The following is a 22,738-nucleotide window of genomic DNA, read 5'->3' on the forward strand; positions in this document are numbered from 1 at the left end:
ACGGTCGTGCAGTCGAAGCGCTTCGACAACCGGGCGGACGTAGCGGATTTCGCGAATGTTTCGGACGGGGTTCACCGAGGTTCGCACCCCGCTGCGTCGGGGTCAAGGAGTTGCAGCGATCGATGTCAGACCGCTTTGGGAAGGCTCCCATTGTCGACCCGGTCCAGATGGGACAGCGCTCCACCGAGCGCGGCGGCGTGCAGGCCCAGGTCAGAGGCGACCACCCGGATGCCGCTCGGCGCCAGCACCTGCGCGGCGAGCTCGGCCTCGACAGCGGGGATCAGCCACCCGGCGAGCGACGCGTAGTGGTCGCCCAGGACGATCACCGACGGGTCGGTCAGGTTCGCCAGCATCGCCAGGCCCTGGCCCAGGTGGCGGCCGGTGTCACGGAGCGCCGCCAGTGTCGCGGCGTCGCCGGCCCGGGCCTGCACGGCGACCTGCTCGACGGCGGGCGCGAGATCGGTGAGCGATTCCGGATCGAAACCGGTCAGGGCGCGGCGGACGAGCGGTTCGATGCCGGCCAGGTCGTGCAGCGTCGGCGCGCCGGCCGGGCCGAGCGTGAACCGGCCGATCTGCCCGGTGAAGCCGCGGGCGCCGTGCAGCGGCCGGCCGTGGGCGATCACTCCGGCCTCGATGCCGGCCGTGCCGCTCACGTAGATCGAGTTCGGGTCCTTGTTCGTCAGCGCCGCCGTGGTCGCCTGGTTCGCCACCGTGACGACCAGGCCGGGCTGCCGGAGTGAGCCGGCCACCAGCGTGCGGAGATCCAGATCGGACCAGCCGAGCGTGGGGGAGATCCGGACCACGCCGTTCTCGTCGACCAGGCCGGGCACCGCGACGGTGAGGCCGAGGACCGAGCGGCCCTGTTGCCGTACGCGGGTCGCGGCTCGTTGCGCGAGGGTGATGATCTCGCCGGCTCGGTGGGCGCCCAGTGCCCGGTGCCATCGGATGATCTGATCGCCGGCGAAGTCGATGGCGAGCGCGGTCATCGAGTCCGCCGCGACCTGGATGCCGATCGCCGCGTACGCCGACCCGTCCAGCGCCAGCGACGTGCCGGGCCGGCCGATCCGGTTGCCGCTCGTCCCGGTCTCGCGCAGCAGCCGCTGGTCGATCAGGTCGCTGGTCAGGCTGGAGACGGTCGCCTTGTTGAGCCCGGTGGACGCGGCGATGGCGGCCCGCGAACTCGGCCCGCTGGTGCGCAGATGGCTGAGCACCACGGCGAGATTCGTGGTGCGCACGTCGGTGAAGCCCATGGTCCTCACATCCGTCATCTTGCCATCACCACGTGGGTGCGCTCCCATTTCGTTCTTGTCGCTCTCGCCACACGTCAGTTAGCTTGTCTTCGATGTACTTAGTTTAGACGCTAGCCAAACTTAAGCCATTTCGGAAGGCAGGTGCGCCGTGGGCGCGTCGACGAACAGGCGAAACTTCCTTGGGCTGATCGGCCTCGGCGCGGCCTCGATGGCCGGCGGCGGGCTGCTCGCCGGATGCAGCAAGGAGCCGGGCAGCACCGGATCGGCGACCACCGCCGAACAGGCCGCGGGCGTGGTGCCGACATTCAAGGAATCCACTCTGATCCCGCCGGACATCAAGGGCGTCCGCCCGGTGGCCGACGGCTACATCAAGTACCCGGCGTCGCTCGCCGACGCGGTCACCGAGAAGGCGATCACCAGCGGTCAGCCGATCTCGGCGACCACGCCCTGGTGGGGTCCGGCGCCGCCGACCGACAACAAGCTGGTCGCCGCGGTCAACGCCGACCTGGGCGGCACCGTCAACTTCAGCATCCAGGACGGCGTGACCTACGGCGACAAGCTCAACACGATGCTCGGCGCGCGGGACGTGCCGGACCTGACCTGCATCCCGGGCTGGGAGATCAACAAGCTGGCCCGGTTCAACGACGCCGTGCACGTGCTCTTCGAGGACCTGACGCCGTACCTGGCCGGTGACAAGGTCAGCGCGTACCCGCTGCTCGCCGGCCTGGACACCAAGGCGTGGTCGGACTCGGTCTGGGGCGGCAAGCTCATGGGCGTCCCGTTCCCGTCGGACAACCCGTTCCCTTCGCTGCTCTTCTACCGCAAGGACGTCGCCGACCAGCGCGGCATCGCGGCGCCGACGAACCTCGACGAGCTCTACGACTTCGGCAAGAAGATGACCGACCCGGACTCCGGCGAGTGGGCGTTCGGCGACATCTTCCAGGAGGTGCTGCAGATCTGCGGCAACACCGGATCGCAGAACGGCTGGGCCAAGGGCGCCGACGGCAAGGTCTACCACCGGTACGAGACCGAGAACTACAAGCGGGCCGTCGAGTTCATGACCCGGGTCTACGCCGAGAAGCTGATCCACCCGGACATCGCCAGCAGCAAGGGCGGCGACGTGAAGACGCTCTTCAAGGGCGGCAAGATCTTCATGTTCTGGGACGGCGGCGGCGCGTGGAAGGAAGTGTGGCGGCCGGCCATCCAGGCCGACCCCAAGTTCGACATGCAGGCGGTGAAGGTCTTCGGCGCCGACGCGAGCACGCCGCCGGTCCGCTGGGGCGGCACCCCGTCGATCATGTGGACCTTCGTGAAGAAGGGCCTCGGCCAGGAGCGCACCCAGGAGCTGCTGCGGGTGCTCAACTACGTGGCGGCGCCGTTCGGCACCAAGGAGTGGGAACTGCAGAACTACGGGGTCGAGGGCACCCACTTCAAGCGGGACAGCGCCGGGACGCCGGTCACCAACGACCTGTACGTCAAGGAGTTCGCCAACCAGTTCATCTTCCTCGGCGGCCGTCCGCCGGTGATCGTCGGCGGGCCGGACATCCCCACCTACGCCGAGGCGTTCGTGAACTGGGGCAACGACGCCACGAAGTACCTGGAGAAGAACCCCTGGGAAGGCATCAAGGTCGAGGTGCCCACCGAGCAGGCGGCCATCGAGCAGCCCACCGCCGACAAGGTCACCGACATCATGCGCGGTCGCCGGCCGCTCTCCGACTTCGACAAGGTCGTCACCGAGTGGCGCAACGGCGGTGGTGACAAGGCGCGGGAGTTCTACGCCAAGGTCCTGGCAGACAACGGGCGATGAGCACCGTCGTTCAGGCCGCCTCCGTCGCGAAGCCGGACGAAGCGGTCAAGGCTCGGTTGACAGTCGCGGCGCGCCTGCGCCGCGACTGGCCCCTCCTGCTCATGTGCTTTCCGGCGATGGCGTTGCTGCTGGTCTTCCACTACATCCCGGCGCTCGGCAACGTCATCGCCTTCCAGGACTACAACCCGTACGTCGGGGACAATCCCCTGGAGGCGTTCCTCTACAGCGAGTGGATCGGGTTCGGGAACTTCGAGTACCTCTTCACCAGCCCGGCGTTCTGGGACGCGGTGCTCAACACGCTGACGATCACGGCGTTCCAGCTGGTCTTCTACTTCCCGATCCCGATCCTGCTGGCGATCCTGCTGAACAGCATCATGTCGCCGAGGATCCGGTCGCTGGTGCAGAGCGTCGTCTACCTGCCGCACTTCTTCAGCTGGGTGCTCGTGGTGTCGCTCTTCCAGATGATGCTCGGCGGGGCAGGGCTGATCGTGCAGACGGCTTCGCAGGCCGGCTTCACGGTGCCGAACATCATGACCGATCCGGACACGTTCATCTTCCTGGTGACGAGTCAGGCGCTGTGGAAGGACGCCGGCTGGGGGATGATCGTTTTCCTGGCGGCGCTCGCGGCGATCGACACGAATCTGTACGAAGCGGCCGCGGCCGACGGCGCGAACCGCTGGCGCCGGATGTGGCACATCACCCTGCCCGGTCTGCGGCCCGTCATCATCCTGCTGCTGATCCTGCGCCTCGGCGACGCGCTGAACGTCGGATTCGAGCAGTTCGTGCTGCAGCGCGAAGCGGTCGGGCGGGACGCCGCCGAGGTGCTCGACACGTACGTCTACTACCAGGGCATCGCGGTCCAGCAGTGGGGTGTCGGCGCGGCCGCCGGTCTGTTCAAGGCCGTCGTCGGGCTGCTGCTCATCGTGGGCGCCAACAAGGTCGCCCATAAGTTCGGCGAGCAAGGGATCTATTCCAAGTCATGACACGTCCAGTCTGGGAAGAGCGGCCGTCACCCCTCGGCCAGTTCGGCAAGGGCACGATCCTCACGCTGGTCGTGCTCGCCGTCCTCGTTCCACTGTGGGTTGTGGTGGTCACTTCGCTGTCCTCGGAGCAGACGATCAACAACGCCGGTGGGTATGTGTTCCAGCCGCGTGAGTTCGATCCATCCGCATACCTGGTGATCTTTTCGGGTGGGCAGATCTCGGATGCGATCCTGGTGAGCACGTTCGTGGCGGTCGTCGGCACTCTGATCAGCTTGGTGGTCACGGTGCTGGCCGCCTACGGATTGTCGCGGCCCAGTTCAGTGGGGCATCGGCCGATTCTGTTCTACTTTCTGCTGACATTTCTGATTTATCCGGGCATGATTCCGGCTTATCTGGTAGTCACCGGCCTCGGCCTGAAGGACAACCTGCTGGCCCTGATCCTGCCGACCGCGATCAGCGCCTTCAACCTGGTCGTGCTGCGCGCCTTCTTCATGAACATCCCGGGCGAACTCCTGGACAGCGCCCGCATCGACGGCGCCGGCGAGTTCCGCATCCTCTGGAAGATCGTGCTGCCGCTGTCCAAAGCGGTCACCGCGGTTGTCGGGCTGTTCTACGCGGTCGGCTACTGGAACGCCTTCTTCAACGCGGTCCTCTACATCGACCGCAACGACCTGCAGCCCGTCCAGCGCGTCCTGCAGCAGTTCATCCTCGCCGGCCAGTCCCCGACCTCATCCGGCACGGCCGTCTACGTGCCCGGCCTCGGCTCGGCGATCCCGCCGACCCTGGCGATCAAGATGGCCGTCGTGGTGGTGACGATCGTGCCCGCCCTGATCGTCTACCCGTTCGTGCAGCGCCACTTCACCAAGGGCGTGATCATAGGAGCGGTCAAAGGCTGATTCCCTGTACGTCCTGAGCACCGCTCTCCCCACGCCCCGCCCAGCAGCGATGAGCCACAGCCGCTGGCGACTCGTTACGCGGTTGGCTGTACAGCAGAGCGACGATCCGGGCGCCATCACGGCTCTGGTGTACAGCCGCGGAGGGCTAGCAGCCGCACGAGGCCGTGGCGGGGGCGGTCAGGGGGTCGGCGGGGCGGGCGTTCACACCGGTGGATTCTCGTACCGGGAAGCCCTCTCGCACCCAGTACTCGAAGCCGCCGAGCATCTCCTTGACCGGGTAGCCGAGTTCGGCGAAGGCGAGGGCCGCCTTCGTCGCGCCGTTGCAGCCCGGGCCCCAGCAATAGGTGACGACGCGGCTGCCGGGTGGGATGACCGTGGCGGCGCGAGCGGCGATCTGGGCCGTGGGCAGGTGGACGGCGTGCGGCAGGTGCCCCTGCTGCCAGGAGGCGTCGTTGCGGGTGTCGATGACGACGACGCCGGAGGCGCCGGCCTCGTAGTCGGCGTGCACGTCGCTCACGTCCGTCTCGAAGCGCAGGCGACCGGCGAAGTGGGCGATGGCGTCGGTGTTCGGTGTAGTCATGCCGTTGATCGTGCCGCTGCCGCCGCACCGAGCCCAGTGGCGTGAACGACGACGACCGCTAAGATTCCGCCATGCAGCAGGCGGTGGAGGTGACCAGGCGCGGGCCGTCAGTGGCGGTGCTCGCGTTCGAAGGCATGTCGGTGTTCGAGATCGGCATCGTCAGCGAGGTCTTCGGGTTGCCGCGTCCCGAGTTCGGATTCCCCTGGTACGACCTGACGATCTGCGCCGAGACACCGGGCCCGGTCCGTGTCGTCGGCGGGGCCAGCCTCTACACCGATCACGGGCTGGACCGGTTCGCCGAGGCGGAGACGCTGATCGTGCCCGGTGTTCCGGACGTGCACGCCGGGCCGTCGCCGGCTCTGGTCGAGACGCTGCGTACGGCACACGCCCGTGGCGCCCGGATCATGTCGATCTGCTCGGGAGCGTTCGCCCTGGCCGCGTCGGGGCTGCTGGACGGGCGGCGGGCGACCACCCACTGGCGGTACGCGGACGAGTTGCGCAGCCGATACCCGGACGTGGACGTGGACGCCGACGTCCTGTACATCGACGACGGCACGGTCCTGACCAGCGCGGGCAGCGCCGCGGGGCTGGATCTGTGTCTGCACGTGATCCGGCTCGACCACGGTCCGACGGTGGCGAACGCGGTGGCCCGCCGGCTCGTCGTCCAGCCGCACCGGGACGGCGGGCAGGCCCAGTTCGTCGAGAGCCCGGTGCCGGCCGACCCCGACGACGACCGGCTGGCCCGGAGCATGGAGTGGGCGGTCGCGCACCTGACCGAGAACATCACCGTCGACGTGCTGGCGCAGCGGGCGCACATGTCGCCGCGCACCTACCTGCGGCGCTTCACCCGCGCGACCGGCACCTCACCGATCCGCTGGCTGATCACGCAGCGGGTGCATGCGAGCCTGCCCCTGCTGGAGTCCGGGTCGACGCCGATCGAGGAGGTGGCCACGGCGGTCGGCTTCGAGACGGCGGTGACGTTCCGCCACCACTTCACGCAGACGATGCGGACGTCACCGTCCTCCTACCGCAGGGCCTTCCACCCCTGACCCTCCACGACTGCGAAACTGCCGGCCGCAATGCCGCGGAACTCTGACGAACTGTGGTTGAGCAGGAACAACAGCGATCCCCGGCGAATCGCCTCCACGCCGGGCGGCAGATCCGGCACCAGAGGGGACACGCCCGCTTCGGCCGCCACGACACCGAGCAGCCTCCGCCAGGACTCGTCGTCCAGGCCCGCGGAGACGTACCAGAAGACGCCCCGCCCGAACTCCTGCCGGGTGATCGCCGGTTCACCGTCCAGGACCCCACCGGCGTAGCGGGCCCAGGCCGTGGCGCCGGCGAGCTCGACGCGTTCGGACCAGCCGTGCGCTGCCGATCCGTCGTCGAGGGCGATCGGGGTGGCCGGATCGAGTGGGTGCCATTCGGTCACCCGTACCCCTGAAGCTTCTCGGAAAGCCCCCGGATAGCCGCCCGGGATGACCCGCGTCGAGGGCTCGGCGATGCCGCTGAGCGCGCCGGTCACCAGATGGCCGCCGGCCGCCACGAACTGCTGGAACGCGTCTGCCGCCCGGTCCGAGACGAGGTAGAGGTGGGGCGCGACGACCATCCGGTACGGATCGAGGTCGAGCGGGAGACCCGGGAAGACGAAATCGGTCGGTACGCCGGCGCGATAGAGCGCACGGTGCGCCTGCCGGACAGCGGCCGCATAGTCGATGTCGGCGGACGGCAGGCCCGCACCTTGCAGCGCCCACCACGACTGCGCATCCCAGGTCACCGCGACCTCGGAACGCGGAGGGTCACCGAGAGGCGGGAGATTCTCCAAGATCCGGCCCAGCGACACCGCCTCGCGGAAGACCGGGCTGTCCGGGCCGGCGTGCGGAACCATCGCCGAGTGGAACAGTTCCGCGCCGCCGAGGGGCTGACGCCACTGGAAGTACATCGCGCCGGCCGAGCCGCGGGCCACGTATCCGAGGCTGTGCCTGATCATCCGGCCGGGCTCTTTCGCGTGCATCCGGCCCGGCGTGTAGATCAGGTTCGGCGCGGTCTCCATGAGGAGCCAGCGGCCGCCACCCCAGCTCCGCGCGAGATCACCGGCGAAAGCCGTCTGCTCCTCCGCTGACATGCCGGCCGAATCCGGATAGTGGTCCACCGCCACGAGATCGACTTCCTCGGCCCACCGCGCGTGATCCACGCTCACCCAGTCGCCCTGTACGAAGTTCGTCGTGATCGGGATCGACGGATCGAATGTCCGCAGCAGATCCCGCTGCGACACGAAGGCGTCCAGGAACGAGTCCGAGAGGAACCGCCGGAAGTCGAGCACGTGCGCCGGATTGGGCAGATACTGCGTGGCCCGCGGCGGCATGATCTGCGCCCAGTCCGAGTACCGCTGACTCCAGAACGCCGTGGTCCACGCTTCGTTCAGCGCCGCGAGGCTCCCGTGCCGCTTCTCCAGCCAGGTGCGGAAGGCGGCGGCGGTGAGATCGCAGCGGCAGTCGGTGCCGTACTCGTTGTGCACGTGCCACATCGCGAGGGCCGGATGCCGGGCATAGCGTCGTCCCAGCTCACCGGCGATTCGCAGGGCTGCCGCACGATATTCCGGCGATGAGACGCAGTAGGTGTCGCGGCTACCGTGGGTGAGCCGCACTCCGTCGGCGTTGACCGGGAGACCGGCCGGATGGGCGAGCGTGAACCACGGTGGCGGTGAGGCGGTCGGGGTGGCGAGGACGACCTCGATGCCGCCGTCGTGCAGCCGGTCGAGGACGCGGTCGAGCCAGGCGAAGTCGTACTCCCCTTCGGACGGTTCGAGGCGTGACCAGGCGAAGACGCCGACGGTCACCGCCGTGACGCCCGCTTCGCGCATCAGCGCGACGTCCTCCTCCTGCACTTCCTCGGGCCACTGCTCGGGGTTGTAGTCGCCGCCGTAGAACATCCCGCCGCCTTGACTTAAGTATGATGTGCAAACAAAGTATTTGCTTGTGAAGATCGATGTCAATCCGTCCTTCGTGCTCGACGATGCGACCGAGGACTGGGAGCACGCGCTGATCACCGGCAACGGCCGGCAGGGCGCTCTCTGCTACGGCACACCCGCCGCGCTGCGCTTCACGCTCGCCCACGAGGGCCTCTTCCAGCCGATCACCGAGCCGCTCCCGGCGCCGCCGACCGCCACGATCCTGCCCCGGCTGCGCGAGCTGATCGCCACCTCACGCTTCGCGGAGGCGGCCCAGGCCGTCTGCGACGTCGCTGCCGCGGCCCATGCGGGGTACGAGGAAACGCGCTGGATCGACCCACTGATCCCGGCCGGAACCCTGACGTTCACACCGGCGGCAGCGGGCGGCGGTTACGTGCGCGGCACCGACTTCACCACGGGCGTGGTGCGGCAGTCCTGGGACGACGTGGTCTGCGACGCCTTCGTCTCCCGGGTCGACGACGTGCTGGCCGTCCGGATCCGCGGCGCCGGCGGGACGGTCCGGGTCGGGCTCGCCGACGGGGAGCCGGAACGGCCGATCGACGCGTCGGTCGTGGAGCTCGGCGACGATCTGGTGCTGACCGGGTCCTTCCCGTCGGTGGAGTGGTCCGGCTTGCGGGGTTGGACGCTTGCCGTGCGGGTCACCCGTACGACCGAAGAGATCTTGATCCTCGCTCGGGTCTCGCCGGGACTGAGATCCGCCGAGGAGGCGCTGGCCGCACTGCCCTCCGGACGCGGCTTCGACGAACTGCTGGCGGCACACGCGGCGGTGCACGGCGATCTCTTCGGGCGGTGCACGCTCGATCTCGGCGGTGATCCGGTGGAGCGGCTGTTCGACGCCGGCCGGTACGCGATCATCAGCAGCTCGGGAGATCGGCCGCCGACGCTGCAGGGGGTGTGGAGCGGGTCGTATTCGCCGCCGTGGCGCAGTGGGTGGACGGTCGACGGGAATCTGCAGGCGGCGATGCTGTCGGTGCACTCCACGGGTACGCCGTCGTTGATGACGCCGGTGTTCTCGCTGATCTCGGCGTTGATGGAGGATTTCCGGGCCAACGCTTCCGATCTATACGATATTTCCGGATTTGTTGTGCCGGCCCACCTCGGCAACCATGGAAGGCAGAACCACTTCGGACCGGTGTGGTGCCTGACGTTCTGGACTGCCGGGGCGGCCTGGCTCGGGCGGCTCTACGTGGATCACTGGCAGTACACGGGAGACGCCGCCTTCCTGTCCGCGGTGGCATTGCCCTATCTGCGCTCGGCTGCGGCGTTCTACCTGGATTTCGTGCGCATGATCGATGGCCGGGCGTCGTTCAACCCGTCCTATTCGCCGGAGAATCACCCGTCGAGCACCGGCGCCCAGGCCTGCCTCGACGCCACCATGGACCGCCAGGTGGTCGCCGACCTGCTGCGTTCCCTGCTGGCCCTCGACGCCACCCACCCGGACGCTCCACGCTGGCGGACCCTGCTCGACGCGCTCCCGCCCTACCGCGTCAACGAAGCCGGTGAGCTCGCCGAATGGCTCGATCCGGCCCTCGCCGACAACCACGAGCACCGGCATTGCAGTCATTTCTACCCTTTCTGGTACGCCGGCGATCCCGACGTCGACGCCGACCCGGCACTGGCCGCCGCCGCGGCGCGAGCCGTGCGGTCCCGCTTGCACTGGTGGCTGGGTTCCGCTTCGGACGAGATGGGGTACGGCCTGGCGCTCGTGGGGGTGGCCGCCGCCCATCTGGGCCTGGCCGCCGAGTCGCATGAAGCCCTGACCCGCCTGGCATCGGCGTACTGGCGTCCCAACCTCGTACCCACCCACAACCGCGACCACATGTTCAACGTGGACGTGGCCGGCGCCCTCCCAGCCCTGATCGTCGCCATGCTCTTGCAAAGCGAGGACGTGACTGCCGACGGCCCGGCCAGGATCCGTTTGTTGCCGGCGCTCCCACCCGCATGGCGAGCAGGCAGCATCCGAGGGTTGTGGGCAAGAGGCCAGATAATTCTGGATATCTCGTGGGATGCGATGTCATTGACGGCAATCCTGAAATCCCGGATAAACCGTCGGGTGCACCTGACTTTCCCCGACGGCACCCAGACAACCCGCACCCTGACAGCGGCAACCCCAGTGTCGCTGACCCACCCCCGCTGACCACCCCCGAGCCGGTCCCGCGACCCCGCTGCACGCCAGGGCTGCCCTCGCGCCCGATTTGTCGCTCCGCTGCACAGTCAGCCACGTAGCGCGTCGCCGGCGGCTGTGACTCATGGCTGTGGCTTCGCAGCCGGGACAGCGATGGGTCACAGCCCACGGCGATCGGCTGTGACTCATGGCTGTCGATCGGGTGTCGGGACGGCAATGAACCACAGCTCGACTCCAACGAGCCGACAGCGAGTGGACAGCCAGTTCTGACCTGCTGCACACGGAGTGCCGTTGCGGCTTAGAGGAGGGAGGACAGCCAATCGTTGGTGAACTTGGCTGTGGGGTCGAAGCGGCGCACGAGGGCCGCGAAGTCGGAGAAGTGCGGGTAGGCGGCTCTCAGATCGGCTGCGGGAGTGGTGAAGATCTTGCCCCAGTGCGGGCGGGCGGCGAACGGGGCGAGTGCCCTCTCCAGGTCGGCCACGACCGGGAGGACCGCTGAGGTGTCGGCGATCCAGGTGAAGTGCAGGGCCAGGCTGTCGCGCCGGTAGTTGGGGCTCAGCCACAGGTCGTCGGCGGCGATCGTACGGAGCTCGCAGACCTGGAGGACGGCCGCGACGCGCGAACGGAGATCGCCCACCGCGGAGATCGCGTCGCGGGCGGCGGAGAGTGGCACGTGCCATTCGGACTGGAGTTCCTCGCCGCTGCTGGGCGTGAACTCCATCCGGAAGTGCGGCAGCCGGGCATGCCAGGGTCCGGGCACACCGCCCTGTTCGGTGCAGTTCTCCGCGGGCATACCGGGCACCGGGTGGCGCGGGCCGTCGGCGGGTGTGGCGCCGTGGAAGTCGCCGGCCGGCATCGGGTCGTGCCGTTTGAGCCAGACCTGGTCGATGTCGCGGCCGCTCCAGCGGGTGAAGAGGCTCACGCTGTAGCCGTCGGCGAGGACCGCGCCGAGGTCGGCCGAGGCGGGGAGGTTCTCGTAGACGTACTGACGCAGCTCGGCGGCCGGGGATACGTCGAGGGTCAGCGCGGTCACGACGCCGAGCGCGCCGAGCCCGACCACGGCGCCGGCCAGGTCGGCGTCGTCGCGGGTGAGGGTGACCAGTTCGCCGTCGGCGCGGACGATCTCGAGGCCGGCGACGGCCGTCGCCAGGTTGCCGTTGCGCACCCCGGAACCGTGCGTGGCGGTGGCGACCGCGCCGGCCACCGAGATGTGCGGCAGGGAAGCCAGGTTGTGCAGGGCCAGGCCGGCCTCGGTGAGCGGAGCGGCGAGGTCGCCGTAGCGGAGGCCGCCGTCGACGCGGACGGTCTTCCGGTCCTCGGCGATCTCGATGACGCGGGGCAGGTCGGCGAGCGAGATCAGGGCGCCGTCGGTGTCGGCGAGCCGGTTGAAGGAGTGGCCGCTGCCGAGCACCCGCAGCGCGCCGGCCGCCGCGACGGTCTCCTGGACTTCAGTGATCGATTTCGGTCGGTGCACGGTCTCGGTGCTGAAGACGACGTTGCCGGCCCAGTTGGTGATTCGTTCCCGCATCGCCTCACCCTACGGCGACTTAATACGTTTCCATTAGATGTATACGCTGGGACGATGCCTCTCGATGCGTCCCGGAACAGCCTGGTTCTGCCCATCCTGGGTCTGCTGGCCGATCGGCCGGCGCACGCGTACGACCTGGCCGGCCGTCTGCGGGAACGGTGCGGCCATCTGCCGGTCACCCGGAGCACGGTCGCGACCCTGCTCAAGTCGATGGCGCGGGCCGGTCTGGTGTCGGCTCGCGAGCCCGGCCGAGTGGGCAACCGGCCGCCGCGCACCGTCTACGAGACCACCGAGGCGGGCGTGGCCGGATTCCACCGCAAGGTCGAGGACGGCCTGCGTGACTCCCCGGCGGCGTCGATGGACTTCGTGCTGGCCGTGGGGTACGCCGGGGTGCTGCCCGCCGAGGACGCCGCCACGATCCTGGAGCAGCGGGCCGCGCGGCTGGCGACGACCGCCGAGGTGCCGGGACGCGGCCCCCTGGAGGCCGGCTACTGGCAGGGTCTGGTGAGCGCCGAGATCGCGTGGATCAGCGCTCTGGCCGGGAGGATCCGCGCAGGCGAGGACGTCTGGGACGAGAACCCGGGGCCGGTGCCGAGCACGGCAAACGCCTGATTCGCCGGGCTCGGCCGGGTTAGGGTTTTTTCTGCGGACCGTGCGGATCGATAAGGAGCAGCGAATGGCGTCGATCGTGGTCGCGGAGGACGACAGCGACATCGCCGAACTGCTCGCCACCGTGCTGAGCAACGCGGGGCACTCGGTGCGTACGGCGCAGACCGGGCCGGACGCGCTGACGGTGATCGCCGAGGCGCACCCCGACCTGATCATTCTCGACCATCACATGCCGGGGATGAGTGGTCTCGACGTGGCCGAGCGGCTCCGCGCCGAGGGTCCCACCGCCGCCACTCCGGTGATCATGTTGTCGGCTGCCGCGCCCGCGGCGGCTCGCGGTCTGGTCGATGTGACGATCTCCAAGCCGGTACGCCCGAAGCACCTCCTCGAAGCCGCGATGGAACTTCTGGCCTCCCGGGAGTCCGGCGCCGGGCACGCGGCCGCCGACGCCGCGAACCATCTGGTCGACGTCGGACGGCTCCTCGCGGTCTCCGACTATCTGACCCGGCCGGCCCATGCGGAAGCGCTCGACACGTTCGCCGCGGACCTGGCCCGGCTGACCGGCGCGCCGATGGCGGCCATCTCGCTGGTTCTGAACGACAGCGTGGTGGTGGCCGGGTCCTTCGGGCTGCCGAAGTGGGTGCAGGAGGCCGGCGGTGTGCCGGTCGAATGGTCACCGGACACCATCGTCGTGGCCGAGGACGTGCCGGTGCTGATCAGTGACAGCACCACGTCGGACGACGAGTTCGCTGATACGCCGCTCTTCTCGATCACCGGTATCCGGTCATATGCCAGTGTGCCGCTGAATTCCAGCGAAGGGCACGTGGTCGGCACGTTGTGCGTGATGGATGACAAACCGGGCACCTGCACCGAGGACACCGTCCAGATTCTGCATTCGCAGCGGGCGGCAGCGGTGAGCTTGTTGTCGCGCGCCGGGTGAAAAGGCCTAGAAGGGCCAAAAGCAGTTATTGATCTTGACGATGCCGTCGGCTTCCCGGACAGTCATCCAGGGCTCGGCGGGACGTTGATCCTGGTCGAAGTGGGACGCGCCGCCCGTACTGGCAGAAATAGTCGGTCGCGAATCGCCCAGATCTCACCGAAAGTTACATTTACGTCAACCGTTATTTCTCGGTAACGGTGCCGCCACAGATCGACATCTGCGCCGACATGCGCTAAAACCGTTGCAGCGGGCACATATCGAAGATCAGCCGATCGGACGAGATCCAAATCGAGATCCGCTGCACGTTCTCTCGTAACGAAAGCTGCGTCACAATCAGTCACGCCCATGGCGGTGGTGAGGGCAGGATGCAGCCCGGCGGAATCAAAACCCCGAGAGGAAAGAACGCAATGGCGGAGATCCATCACTTCGATCATGGATGGGTGACTCCGGCGGTGAGTTACATCCTGTCGGTACTCGGCTCGCTTCTGGGCCTGACCGCCGCGGTGCGGCTCCGCCAATCGAAGACCAGCGGCGAGCGGGCGTGGTGGCTCACCCTCGCGGCCGTTGCCATCGGCGCCACGGCGATCTGGAGCATGCACTTCGTCGCCATGATGGGCTTCAGCGTCACCGGGACCCCGATCCGTTACGACATCGGTCTCACCATCGCCAGCGCGATCATCGCGCTCGTCGCCGTCGGCATCGGTCTCGCCATCGCGCTGCTGGGCACGGCCGCCCCACGTACCCGGATCCTGATCGGTGGTGTGCTCGCCGGCCTCGGCGTCGGCGCGATGCACTACACCGGCATGGCCGCGATGCGCCTGCGCGGCGAGATCCACTACGCGGGCCGCGAGGTGGCGCTCTCGATCGTGATCGCCGTCGTGGCCGCGACGGTGGCCCTCTGGCTGACCCTCAACGTCAGCAAGCCGATCGTCATCTTCGGCGCGGCGCTGGTCATGGGCATCGCGGTCAACGGCATGCACTTCACCGGCATGGCCGCCATGTCGGTGTTCTCCGAGGAGTCGTTCGGCTCGGTCGAGGGCGCGACCGCGAGTGGCCTGCTCGTCCCGGTCGGCGCGGCGGTGGTCTTCGCGATCCTCGGCATGGTCTACGCGCTGGCCGCGGCGCCGAGCGAGGAGGACCGCGAGGCCGCGGCGTACCTCGCCGCGCGGCTCGAGCAGCGACCGGTTCCGTCCTCGGGGCCGCAGCCGGGTCAGCTGTGGGGCCAGCAGCCGCAGCAGGGCCAGGGCTACGGGCAGTCTCAGGGCTACGGGCAGTCGCAGGGGCAGAGCTACGGGCAGTCGCAGGGCCAGGGCTTCGGTCAAGGCCAGGGTCAGCAGGGTCAGGGTGGCCAGGCCGGCCGGTCGACGCTCGGCGGTGGCACCTGGACCTACCGGGACCGCGACCGCGCACAGTAGATCTCGGAAGCGAAACGGCCCGTTCCCGGTGGGAGCGGGCCGTTCGGCGTCACTTGGGCTGGATCAGCCAGTCCCACGCCTTGCGCAGCGCCGTCACGCGGTTCTCGGCGAGGCCGGCCGGCGCGTCGGCGCTCGGCTCGGCCAGGTTCGCGGCCGGCTCGCTGACGATCACGCCGCGCTCGAAGAGGCCGTCGACCTGGTCGCCGCCGGCGAACCGGTGGCCGTCGCCGGTCTTCACCAGCAGGCCGTGGAAGACGTCCTGCTGCTCGTCGGCGAGGACGTGCTCGACCGTGCCGACGGTGTCCCCGGATCGGTCGTAGACCGGCACGCCCTCCTTCAGGACCAGGTAGGACACCGGTGCGCCGAGGTCTTCGCCGTGTTCGCTCATACCGGTGCCTTTACCCGGAAACCGATCGATTCAGCGTCCGTTCTTCAACATCATCTTTTCGGCTGAGTAGGCCCTAAACATTTTGTACAGGAATGTGTTTTATGACCGAAACGCCACGTGAAACGCGGCGAGATGTCGCTAATTCCCATAGTGTCCCTTTTGCCCGCCGGATCCCCACGGCGGACATCACTGGCACTGGAGGAACTCATGCAGAAGACGCGGCGTTTCGGAGCAATGATCGCCCTGGCCACGGCAGCTGCCGGGATGGCAACGGTGTCGGCCGCGGCGCCGGCCGCAGCGATCGGCCGCGGGCCGGCGCCGGTCTCGAACTGGCTGCAGGCGGTCCGGGCGAACACCACCAGCTGGGTCACCATCAACTGGCGGACCGACCGGCCGATCTGCGACGCCCAGGTCCGGGTCCGCGGCGAGAGCGTCAAGGTCGACTACTTCGGCATCCGGCGGCAGTTCACCACGTTCTCCCGCGGTGACTCGCTGCGGCCGGGGCGCACCGACTTCACCAGGATCCGCGTCACCCCGATCGCGCGGCGCAGCGGCGTGGCGAACCTGTGGGCGACCATCTCGTACGACGAGTGCGGCTGGAAGTCCCGCACCCAGACGCGCACCACGGTTCTCTCGCTTCCGGTGGTGACGCGCAACACCGTGCCGGGTGGCAACGGCGGTCCGGGCGGTCCCGGACAGGGCCACACGGACGGACCCGGCCACGACGGCCCCGGCGCTCCGGGGCAGGGCGGTCCGGGTAACGGTCACGGCGGTAACCAGAACGGCCCCGGCGGACAGAACGGCCACGGCGGTGGCCAGGGCGGCTCCGGCGGCTGGAACGGTAACGGCGGTGGCCAGCAGGGTGGTCACGGGAGCGGTGGCGGCGGCCACTGATCCCGGCTGAAGGGAAAAGGCGGCGCGCGGCCGGAATCGTCATCCGGCCGCGCGTTGTTTTATTCGCCGGTGGATTTCACAGCCAACCTGATCTTTTCAGCGTCCGGTGAACTCCGCCGCCAATCAAGATCATCGCGATGATCGCTATCCAGAAGCCGTAAGGCGAATCCAGTCCGGGCATCTCGGTGAAGTTCATCCCGAAGATTCCGGCGATCACCGTGGGCACCGCCGCGATCGCGGCCCATGAAGCGATCTTGCGCATGTCGTGGTTCTGATCGACCGACACCTGCGCCAGCCGGGCCTGCAGCACCGAGTTGAGCAGTTCGTCGAATCCGGACACCCGGTCGGACGCACGCGCCAATCGGCCGCGGACATCGTCCAGGTACGGCCGGAGCCCCGTGGGAACGTCCCTCAACTCCAGCAGCCGCGCCAGCGGATCAGCCAGCGGCAGCACCGCCCGCTTGAATTCCACCATCTCCCGTTTCAGCTGGTAGATGTGGGCGAACTCGGAGGAGCGGACGCTCGCGAAGGTCTCCTCCTCGATCCGCTCCAGGTCGTGCTCGACGTGCCCCGCGACGTCCAGGTAGCTGTCCACCATCCGGCTGCCGACCGCGTACGCCACCGCCCACGGGCCCTGCCGGAGCACGTCGGGCCGGGCCTCCAGCTCGCGGCGGACCTGCCAGAGCGGGCCGACCGGGCCGTGCCGCACGGTGATCGCGAACGACGGTCCGACGAGGACCGTGACGTCGCCCGTCTCCACCACCTCGGACGTGGCGGTGAGCTGGTCGTGTTCGACGTACCGCGCGGTCCGCAGCACCAGCCGGGTCACCGCGCCGAGCACCTCGACGCCGGGCCGGTGCCCGCCCGCCACGGCCTGCTCGACATGCAGCTCGTGCAGGTCGAACGCCGCCGCCACCTGGGTCATCGTGGCCCGGTCCGGCTCGTGCAGGCCGAGCCAGACGAACGCGCCGCGGCGCCCGGCCAGGCGGGCTGCCTCCGCGTACGGGATCTGCCGCGGCCCGGACCGCCGTGTCCCGCCGGCGTAGACCGCGCAGTCCACCACCGCGTCCGGATCGGCACGCTGCGCACGCGGCGTACGCGGCGCGGCGTGAGGACCGGTGATGCTCTGCAACAGCCGCCCGAGCGCACCTCTCATGGGGGAGAACGGTAGCGGTCAGTCCGACCGCTTCATGGCCCGCACGCCGACGACGAGGCCGAGAGCCGCGACGAACCCGGCCGCGGCCAGACCCTCGGCGGTGCCGCGGGACCAGATGTCGCCGTTGAAGAGTGCCCGCTCGGCGCTCACGACGTACGTCATGGGATTGAAGTGGGAAAGAGCCCGCAACCAGCCCGGACCGTCGTCGATCGGCAACAGGACGCCCGCCAGCAGCAGCAACGGGAAGAGCAGTGTCTGCTGCACGGTCCAGAAGAGCCACTCCTTGTTCTTCGAGGCGAGCGCCAGCGTGTACGAGAGCGCGCCCAGTCCGATGCAGAAGGCCGCGAGGATCAGCAGGCCGAGCAGCGCGCCCGGCAGATGCAGCTCGAAGCCGAACGGGATGCAGACCGCGACGATGAGGGCGGCCTGCGCGATCATCGGGACGATCTCCTTGAGTGCCCTGCCGATCAGCAGGGCCGGGCGGCGCAGCGGGGTGACGAGCATCCGCTCGTGCGAGCCGGTCTGCATCTCGAAGAGCAGGTTCGAGCCGGTCATCGAGGAGCCGAAGAGGCAGGACATCACGATGACGCCGGGGACGAACCACTGCAGGGACTCCTCGCCCGGCAGCAGCGGCGCGAACAGGGCCAGGAAGAACAGCGGCTGGATCATCGAGAAGATGACCGAGAACGGGTCGCGGATGACCGGGCGCAGCTCGCGGCTGAAGACGACGATCGTGTCGGTGAGCATGATCAGGCCTCCACGAGCTCGGCGGTGCGGCTGCTGTCCTCGCGGAGGCTGCGGCCGGTCAGGGTGAGGAAGACGTCGTCGAGGGTCGGCCTGGTGACTTCGATCGACGTGGGTTTGACCGTCAACCTCTCCAAGATCCGCGGAGCTTCGCGAGGGCCGTCCTCGGCCTTCATGGACACGTATCCGTTCTTGTGGGTGGCGCCCGCGTCGGCGTCGCGGGCGGCTTGCGCGGCGTCGGCCTCGGAGGCGAAACCCAGGATGATCCGGTCACCCACGTGCTTCGCCTTGAGCTGCTGCGGCGAGTCGTCCGCGATGATCCGCCCGTGGTCGATGACGATCACCCGCTCGGCCATCGAGTCGGCCTCGTCGAGGTAGTGCGTGGTCAGCACGATCGTCGTACCGTGCTCGGCCCGCAGCCGCACGATGTGCTCCTGCAGATTCGCCCGGTTCTGCGGGTCGAGGCCGGTCGACGGCTCGTCGAGGAAGAGCAGCTCCGGGGCGTGGATCAGGCCCATCGCGATGTCCAGGCGGCGGCGCTGACCACCGGAGAGGGTGGAGACGGTCCGGTCGGCGACGTCGGCCAGCCCCAGGGAGTCGATCAGCTCGGCGGCCCTCTTGCGGGCGGCGCGGACCGGCATCCCGTACGCCCGGCCCTGACTGATCAGTTCGTCCCGCCCCCGCTGGCTGTGCCCGGCGCCGTTCCCCTGTCCGATGTATCCGATCCGCAGCCGCACGTCACGCTGGCGGCGAACCACGTCGAAACCGGCGACCTGCGCGCTGCCCGACGTCGGCGGAATGAGCGTGGTCAGCATGCGCAACGTGGTGGACTTGCCGGCGCCGTTCGGCCCGAGCAGCGCGACGAGCTCGCCGCGGGCCACCGTCAGGTTGATGCCGTCGACCGCGCGGACGTCCTTGAACTGCTTCGTCAGCTCTCGCGTCTCAATCATCATGCGTCTCACGCTAGGGTCGGAAGCGGCCACTTCCTGACCGCAATCCGATGGAGCCTGGACTCATGGCGAACACGAGTGCCCGGATGCTGCGACTCCTCTCGCTGCTGCAGACCCATCGTTACTGGCCCGGATCGGAGCTGGCCGACCGGCTCGAAGTCAGCCCGCGCACACTGCGCCGCGACGTCGACCGGCTGCGCGAGCTGGGCTATCCGGTGGACGCCTCGCGCGGCGTCGCCGGCGGATATCAACTCCAGGCCGGCGCCGCGATGCCGCCGCTGCTGCTCGACGACGAGGAGGCGGTCGCCATCGCGGTCGGCCTGCGCAGCGCGGCGGCGGGCGCGGTCGCCGGGTTCGAGGAGACGTCGGTGCGCGCCCTCGCCAAGGTGATCCAGCTGCTGCCACCCCGGTTGCGCCGCCGCATCGACGCGCTCCAGGCGGTCACCGCGCCCGGCGTCTTCGGCGGTGGCCCGGTCCTCGACGCGATCACGCTCACCACGATCGCGATGGCCTGCCGGGGCGAGGAGCGGTTGCGTTTCGACTACAACCCGCGCGACGGCGAGGCGATGCGCCGGCACGTCGAGCCGCACCGGCTGGTCTCGCTCGGCCGCCGGTGGTACTTGGTGGCCTGGGATCTCGACCGGGGCGACTGGCGCAGTTTCCGCGTCGACCGGATGGCCGCTCCGGCGCTGACCGGCGCGCGCTTCCGCCCGCGCGATCTGCCGGGCGGAGACCCGGTGGCCTGGTTGCGGTCGCGGATGGCGAGCATCCCCAATCGGTACGACGTATCGGTGCTGATCTCGGCGCCCTCCACCCAGGTCCGCGCCTTCATCGGTCAGTGGGGCAACATCGAGGAGCTCTCCGAGACGACCTGCCGGCTGCGGATGAGCGTGGACGATCTGGGCTGGCCGACCATGGCGCTCGGTGTGATGGGCGCGCCGTTCGCCATCGAGTCGCCGGAGGAGCTGCGCGATCACGTGCGGGCGACGGCCGAGACCCTGCGCCGGGCGTCGTGATGGGACGGTTCGGCGCCCCCGTGGCGCCGAACCGCACGCGCAAAATATCGATGGGGTACGACATTTTCCGGTGCGATACTCGCGATCATGACGCTCCCGCTCAGTCTTGCCGATCTGCTGACTACGAAGTCGCGGGTGAAATATCTGTATTTCTGGGGACATCGGCCGTCCCGTGGAAATGTCGGTCCTGGCTGTCTGAGCCAGTGGTGGCCGTGTCGTTTCACGGTTGACGGCTCGAGTTTCGGATCGGCCGAGCACTACATGATGTGGCGCAAGGCGCGGCTCTTCGGCGATGAGGCGAGTGCCTCGAAGATCCTGGCCGCCAAGCATCCGGCGGAGGCGAAGAAGCTGGGCCGGGGCGTGGCCGGCTTCAGCGAGGACGTCTGGGTCCGGGAGCGGTTCGCCATCGTGACCGACGCGAGCGTCGCCAAGTTCGGCGCGGATCCGGCGTTGCGCGACTACCTGCTCGGCACGCGCAACCGCGTGCTCGTCGAGGCCAGTCCGCTCGACCGTATCTGGGGCATCGGGCTTGCCGCCGATGATCCGCGTGCTCTGGATCCGGCTCGGTGGCGGGGCCTCAATCTGCTGGGATTCGCGTTGATGAAGGCGCGGGAGGAGCTCGCCTGAGGATGCTCGCCGTCGTGCCGTTGCCGTCGTGCCGTTGCCGCCGTGGCAGTGGCCGTGGCCGTCGCCGTCGTCGCCCCAGATCTTGAGCGATTGTTACTGCTCTGGGGTGGGAGATCGCTCAAGATCGGCGGATGGCGGGCGGCGGGCGGCGGGTGGCGGGCAGCGGATGGCGAGCGGCAAGTTAAGGACCGCGCAAGTTACGGACCGCGCAAGTGGCCGATCTTGGGTGCCTCTTGCCATCCAGACGTGGACGATCGCTCAAGATCTGCGAGGGGCGAGGGGCGAGGGGCGAGGGGCGAGGGGCGAGGGGCGAGGGGCGAGGGGCGAGGGGCGAGGGGCGAGGGGCGAGGGGCGAGGGGCGAGGGGCGATCAGTGATCAGTGAGCGTCGACCAGTGCGCGGCGATCAGTGAGCGGCGGGGCGAGCAGTGAGCGGCTATCAGCGGGCGTCGAGCAGTGAGCGGCGAGGGCGAGCACTGGGCGGCGAGGGTGAGCAGTGAGCGGCGAGGGCGAGCGCCGAGCGGTGAGCGCCGAGCGGCGAGCAGTGCGCAGCCGATCTTGAGCGATTCTTGCTACTCGGGGGTGGAGGATCGCCCTAGATCTGGGGGCGGCGAGTGGCGAGCAGCTGCTGAGGGAGTCGCGGGTGGCGAGCAACGCGGTGGCGTGCGGCATGCGGCGAGCTGCGAGTAGCGAGCTGCAAGTAGCGAGCGGCGAGCGGCGAGCGGTGCACGGCCGATCTTGAGCGACTCCTGCCACTCGGGGGTAGAGGATCGCTCAAGATCTGGGGGAGGTGGCGGGCAGCGGGCGGCGCAGTCGCAGGGACCAGGCGTCCTCGGCGTCGGTGGAGCCGTAGGCACGGCGCCTTCCCTGAACGGTGAAGCCCCGGGCCTCGTAGAACGGCAGGGCGAGCGCATTCCCCTCGACGGCGGCCACCCAGAGTTCGGTGGCGCCCAGTTCGCGGACCTGCGACGTGATTCGATCCAGGAGCAGGGTGCCCAGGCCCCGGCCACGCGAGTCCGGGTCCAGGTAGATGACGTGGAGTTCGCCGATGCCGGGTTCGGTGAGGCCGCCGGCGGCGACGCCGAGGACCCGGCCGTTCACCGAGACGACCTGGTGGCCGAGCCAGTTCGGCGGAGCGGGCGCGATGTCCTTCGACACCCGCTCCGGGCTGTAGAACTCGGCGAGCATCCGGCTCAGGTAGGCCGCCGGGAGAAGCCCTCGGTAGGTGGCGTCGTAGGCGCGGGTGCAGATGTCCACGATCGCCGCGACGTCGTCGTCGGTAGCCGCCCGAACCTCAGCCATCCCGTGAGGATAGGTTCCGCTGCCGGATGTGGTCGTCATGCCACTCGGAGCCGACCAGGAACCGTTTCACCCCGATGATGTCGAATCCGTGCTTCGCGTAGAACTTCGCGGCTCGCACGTTCTGCTGATTCACCCCGAGCCAGCACGTCTGAGCGCCGGTCCGGGCGGCGGTGGAGATCGTCTCGGTCATCAGCGCATGGGCCGCGCCGGTGCCGTGCCGATCCTCGGCCAGGTAGAACTTGCTCAGCTCGATGCTGGTCGCCTCGTCCACGACGGCTGCCACGTCCGGGTCGGTGATCCGGTCGCGGATCAGCATGGCGTACCCCACCGGGTGATCGTCCTCGGACACCAGCACGATCATTCGGTTCGGGTCGGCGAGGTAGTGCTGGAAGCTGTCGATCGAGAGGTTGGCCGCGATGAACGCGTCGATGTCCGCCTGCTCGGTCCCCGGAGGGCACGCCAGTCCGAACGTCCGGGCCGCCAGATCGTGCAGGATCCGCTCGTCGCCGAGGACGCCGTGACGTGTGGTGATCGCCATGGCAAAACAGTTTAGAGTCTT

21 protein-coding genes are annotated in these 22,738 nt (G+C 68.9%); 11 read left to right on the forward strand and 10 right to left on the reverse strand.

Annotated elements, in window-relative coordinates; genetic code table 11:
• Nucleotides 1-125: 125 nt before the first annotated feature.
• Nucleotides 126-1,268: an ROK family protein gene (locus EP757_RS15375; RefSeq protein WP_127546676.1), complete on the reverse strand. Its 1,143-nt coding sequence runs from the start codon at nt 1,266-1,268 to the stop codon at nt 126-128.
• 130 nt (nt 1,269-1,398) lie between these two features.
• On the opposite strand from EP757_RS15375, the gene EP757_RS15380 reads away from it, so the two are divergent.
• From EP757_RS15380 to EP757_RS15390, 3 genes are read left to right on the forward strand one after another with little or no spacing between them, the layout of a single operon-like run.
• Nucleotides 1,399-3,057 carry an extracellular solute-binding protein gene (locus EP757_RS15380; RefSeq protein ID WP_232050520.1) on the forward strand — a complete coding sequence of 553 codons (1,659 nt, stop codon included), beginning with the start codon at nt 1,399-1,401 and terminating at the stop codon, nt 3,055-3,057.
• A complete protein-coding gene (locus tag EP757_RS15385) occupies nt 3,054-4,040 on the forward strand; it encodes a sugar ABC transporter permease (protein WP_127546678.1) in 987 nt (328 codons plus the stop codon). The genes EP757_RS15380 and EP757_RS15385 overlap by 4 nt, the downstream gene beginning before the upstream one ends.
• Nucleotides 4,037-4,936: a carbohydrate ABC transporter permease gene (locus tag EP757_RS15390; protein WP_127546680.1), complete on the forward strand. Its 900-nt coding sequence runs from the start codon at nt 4,037-4,039 to the stop codon at nt 4,934-4,936. Before EP757_RS15385 ends, EP757_RS15390 begins: the two co-directional genes overlap by 4 nt.
• Nucleotides 4,937-5,081: 145 nt before the next feature.
• On the opposite strand, the gene EP757_RS15395 is transcribed toward EP757_RS15390, so the two are convergent.
• Entirely contained in the window at nt 5,082-5,516 is a 435-nt protein-coding gene (locus EP757_RS15395; RefSeq protein ID WP_127546682.1) for a rhodanese-like domain-containing protein, read from the reverse strand.
• Between the two features lie 71 nt (nt 5,517-5,587).
• On the opposite strand from EP757_RS15395, the gene ftrA reads away from it, so the two are divergent.
• Complete coding sequence (ftrA, locus tag EP757_RS15400) at nt 5,588-6,565, forward strand: transcriptional regulator FtrA (RefSeq protein ID WP_127546684.1); 978 nt, start codon at nt 5,588-5,590, stop codon at nt 6,563-6,565.
• On the opposite strand, the gene EP757_RS15405 is transcribed toward ftrA, so the two are convergent.
• Nucleotides 6,541-8,448: a beta-galactosidase gene (locus EP757_RS15405; protein ID WP_127546686.1), complete on the reverse strand. Its 1,908-nt coding sequence runs from the start codon at nt 8,446-8,448 to the stop codon at nt 6,541-6,543. The two genes, ftrA and EP757_RS15405, sit on opposite strands and share 25 nt — an antisense overlap.
• Nucleotides 8,449-8,494: 46 nt before the next feature.
• On the opposite strand from EP757_RS15405, the gene EP757_RS15410 reads away from it, so the two are divergent.
• Nucleotides 8,495-10,624: a glycoside hydrolase N-terminal domain-containing protein gene (locus tag EP757_RS15410; RefSeq protein WP_160165799.1), complete on the forward strand. Its 2,130-nt coding sequence runs from the start codon at nt 8,495-8,497 to the stop codon at nt 10,622-10,624.
• Nucleotides 10,625-10,910: 286 nt separating this feature from the next.
• Here EP757_RS15410 and EP757_RS15415 read toward each other — a convergent pair whose 3' ends face one another.
• Nucleotides 10,911-12,140, reverse strand: coding sequence for an FAD-binding protein (locus tag EP757_RS15415; RefSeq protein WP_127546690.1), 1,230 nt, complete (start codon nt 12,138-12,140; stop codon nt 10,911-10,913).
• Nucleotides 12,141-12,194: 54 nt separating this feature from the next.
• Here EP757_RS15415 and EP757_RS15420 point away from each other — a divergent pair, with 54 nt between their 5' ends.
• The 3 genes from EP757_RS15420 to EP757_RS15430 all read left to right on the forward strand — a co-directional run bounded on the left by EP757_RS15420 (nt 12,195) and on the right by EP757_RS15430 (nt 15,104).
• The gene (locus tag EP757_RS15420; RefSeq protein WP_127546692.1) at nt 12,195-12,752 is read left to right on the forward strand and encodes a PadR family transcriptional regulator; all 558 of its coding nucleotides are present in this window, start codon (nt 12,195-12,197) and stop codon (nt 12,750-12,752) included.
• 64 nt (nt 12,753-12,816) lie between these two features.
• The gene (locus EP757_RS15425) at nt 12,817-13,689 is read left to right on the forward strand and encodes a response regulator (protein WP_127546694.1); all 873 of its coding nucleotides are present in this window, start codon (nt 12,817-12,819) and stop codon (nt 13,687-13,689) included.
• Nucleotides 13,690-14,141: 452 nt separating this feature from the next.
• Nucleotides 14,142-15,104 (forward strand): MHYT domain-containing protein, encoded by a 963-nt coding sequence (locus EP757_RS15430; protein WP_232050521.1) that lies wholly within the window; start codon nt 14,142-14,144, stop codon nt 15,102-15,104.
• Between the two features lie 49 nt (nt 15,105-15,153).
• Here EP757_RS15430 and EP757_RS15435 read toward each other — a convergent pair whose 3' ends face one another.
• Complete coding sequence (locus tag EP757_RS15435) at nt 15,154-15,492, reverse strand: PRC-barrel domain-containing protein (RefSeq protein WP_127546698.1); 339 nt, start codon at nt 15,490-15,492, stop codon at nt 15,154-15,156.
• A 207-nt stretch (nt 15,493-15,699) separates the two neighbouring features.
• Here EP757_RS15435 and EP757_RS43360 point away from each other — a divergent pair, with 207 nt between their 5' ends.
• Nucleotides 15,700-16,386, forward strand: a complete 687-nt coding sequence (locus EP757_RS43360) for a hypothetical protein (RefSeq protein WP_160165800.1) — start codon at nt 15,700-15,702, stop codon at nt 16,384-16,386.
• Between the two features lie 76 nt (nt 16,387-16,462).
• On the opposite strand, the gene EP757_RS15440 is transcribed toward EP757_RS43360, so the two are convergent.
• Genes EP757_RS15440 through EP757_RS15450 form a run of 3 tightly spaced genes read right to left on the reverse strand, consistent with a single transcriptional unit; the run spans nt 16,463 to nt 19,239 of the window.
• Nucleotides 16,463-17,542: a magnesium and cobalt transport protein CorA gene (locus EP757_RS15440; RefSeq protein WP_127546700.1), complete on the reverse strand. Its 1,080-nt coding sequence runs from the start codon at nt 17,540-17,542 to the stop codon at nt 16,463-16,465.
• Nucleotides 17,543-17,560: 18 nt separating this feature from the next.
• Nucleotides 17,561-18,289 (reverse strand): ABC transporter permease, encoded by a 729-nt coding sequence (locus tag EP757_RS15445; RefSeq protein ID WP_127546702.1) that lies wholly within the window; start codon nt 18,287-18,289, stop codon nt 17,561-17,563.
• A gap of 2 nt (nt 18,290-18,291) precedes the next feature.
• Nucleotides 18,292-19,239, reverse strand: a complete 948-nt coding sequence (locus tag EP757_RS15450) for an ATP-binding cassette domain-containing protein (RefSeq protein WP_232050522.1) — start codon at nt 19,237-19,239, stop codon at nt 18,292-18,294.
• A 62-nt stretch (nt 19,240-19,301) separates the two neighbouring features.
• Between EP757_RS15450 and EP757_RS15455 the strand changes: the two genes are divergently transcribed.
• Complete coding sequence (locus tag EP757_RS15455) at nt 19,302-20,252, forward strand: YafY family protein (protein ID WP_197725519.1); 951 nt, start codon at nt 19,302-19,304, stop codon at nt 20,250-20,252.
• A gap of 87 nt (nt 20,253-20,339) precedes the next feature.
• The gene (locus EP757_RS15460; protein ID WP_127546704.1) at nt 20,340-20,879 is read left to right on the forward strand and encodes an NADAR family protein; all 540 of its coding nucleotides are present in this window, start codon (nt 20,340-20,342) and stop codon (nt 20,877-20,879) included.
• Nucleotides 20,880-21,651: 772 nt separating this feature from the next.
• Here the strand turns inward: EP757_RS15460 and EP757_RS15465 are convergent.
• Both EP757_RS15465 and EP757_RS15470 read right to left on the reverse strand, forming a co-directional pair.
• Nucleotides 21,652-22,179, reverse strand: coding sequence for a GNAT family N-acetyltransferase (locus EP757_RS15465; protein ID WP_160165801.1), 528 nt, complete (start codon nt 22,177-22,179; stop codon nt 21,652-21,654).
• Complete coding sequence (locus tag EP757_RS15470) at nt 22,172-22,717, reverse strand: GNAT family N-acetyltransferase (RefSeq protein WP_127546708.1); 546 nt, start codon at nt 22,715-22,717, stop codon at nt 22,172-22,174. The genes EP757_RS15465 and EP757_RS15470 overlap by 8 nt, the downstream gene beginning before the upstream one ends.
• Nucleotides 22,718-22,738: the final 21 nt, after the last annotated feature.

It is taken from the genome of Actinoplanes sp. OR16 (assembly GCF_004001265.1).
Lineage (GTDB): Bacteria > Actinomycetota > Actinomycetes > Mycobacteriales > Micromonosporaceae > Actinoplanes.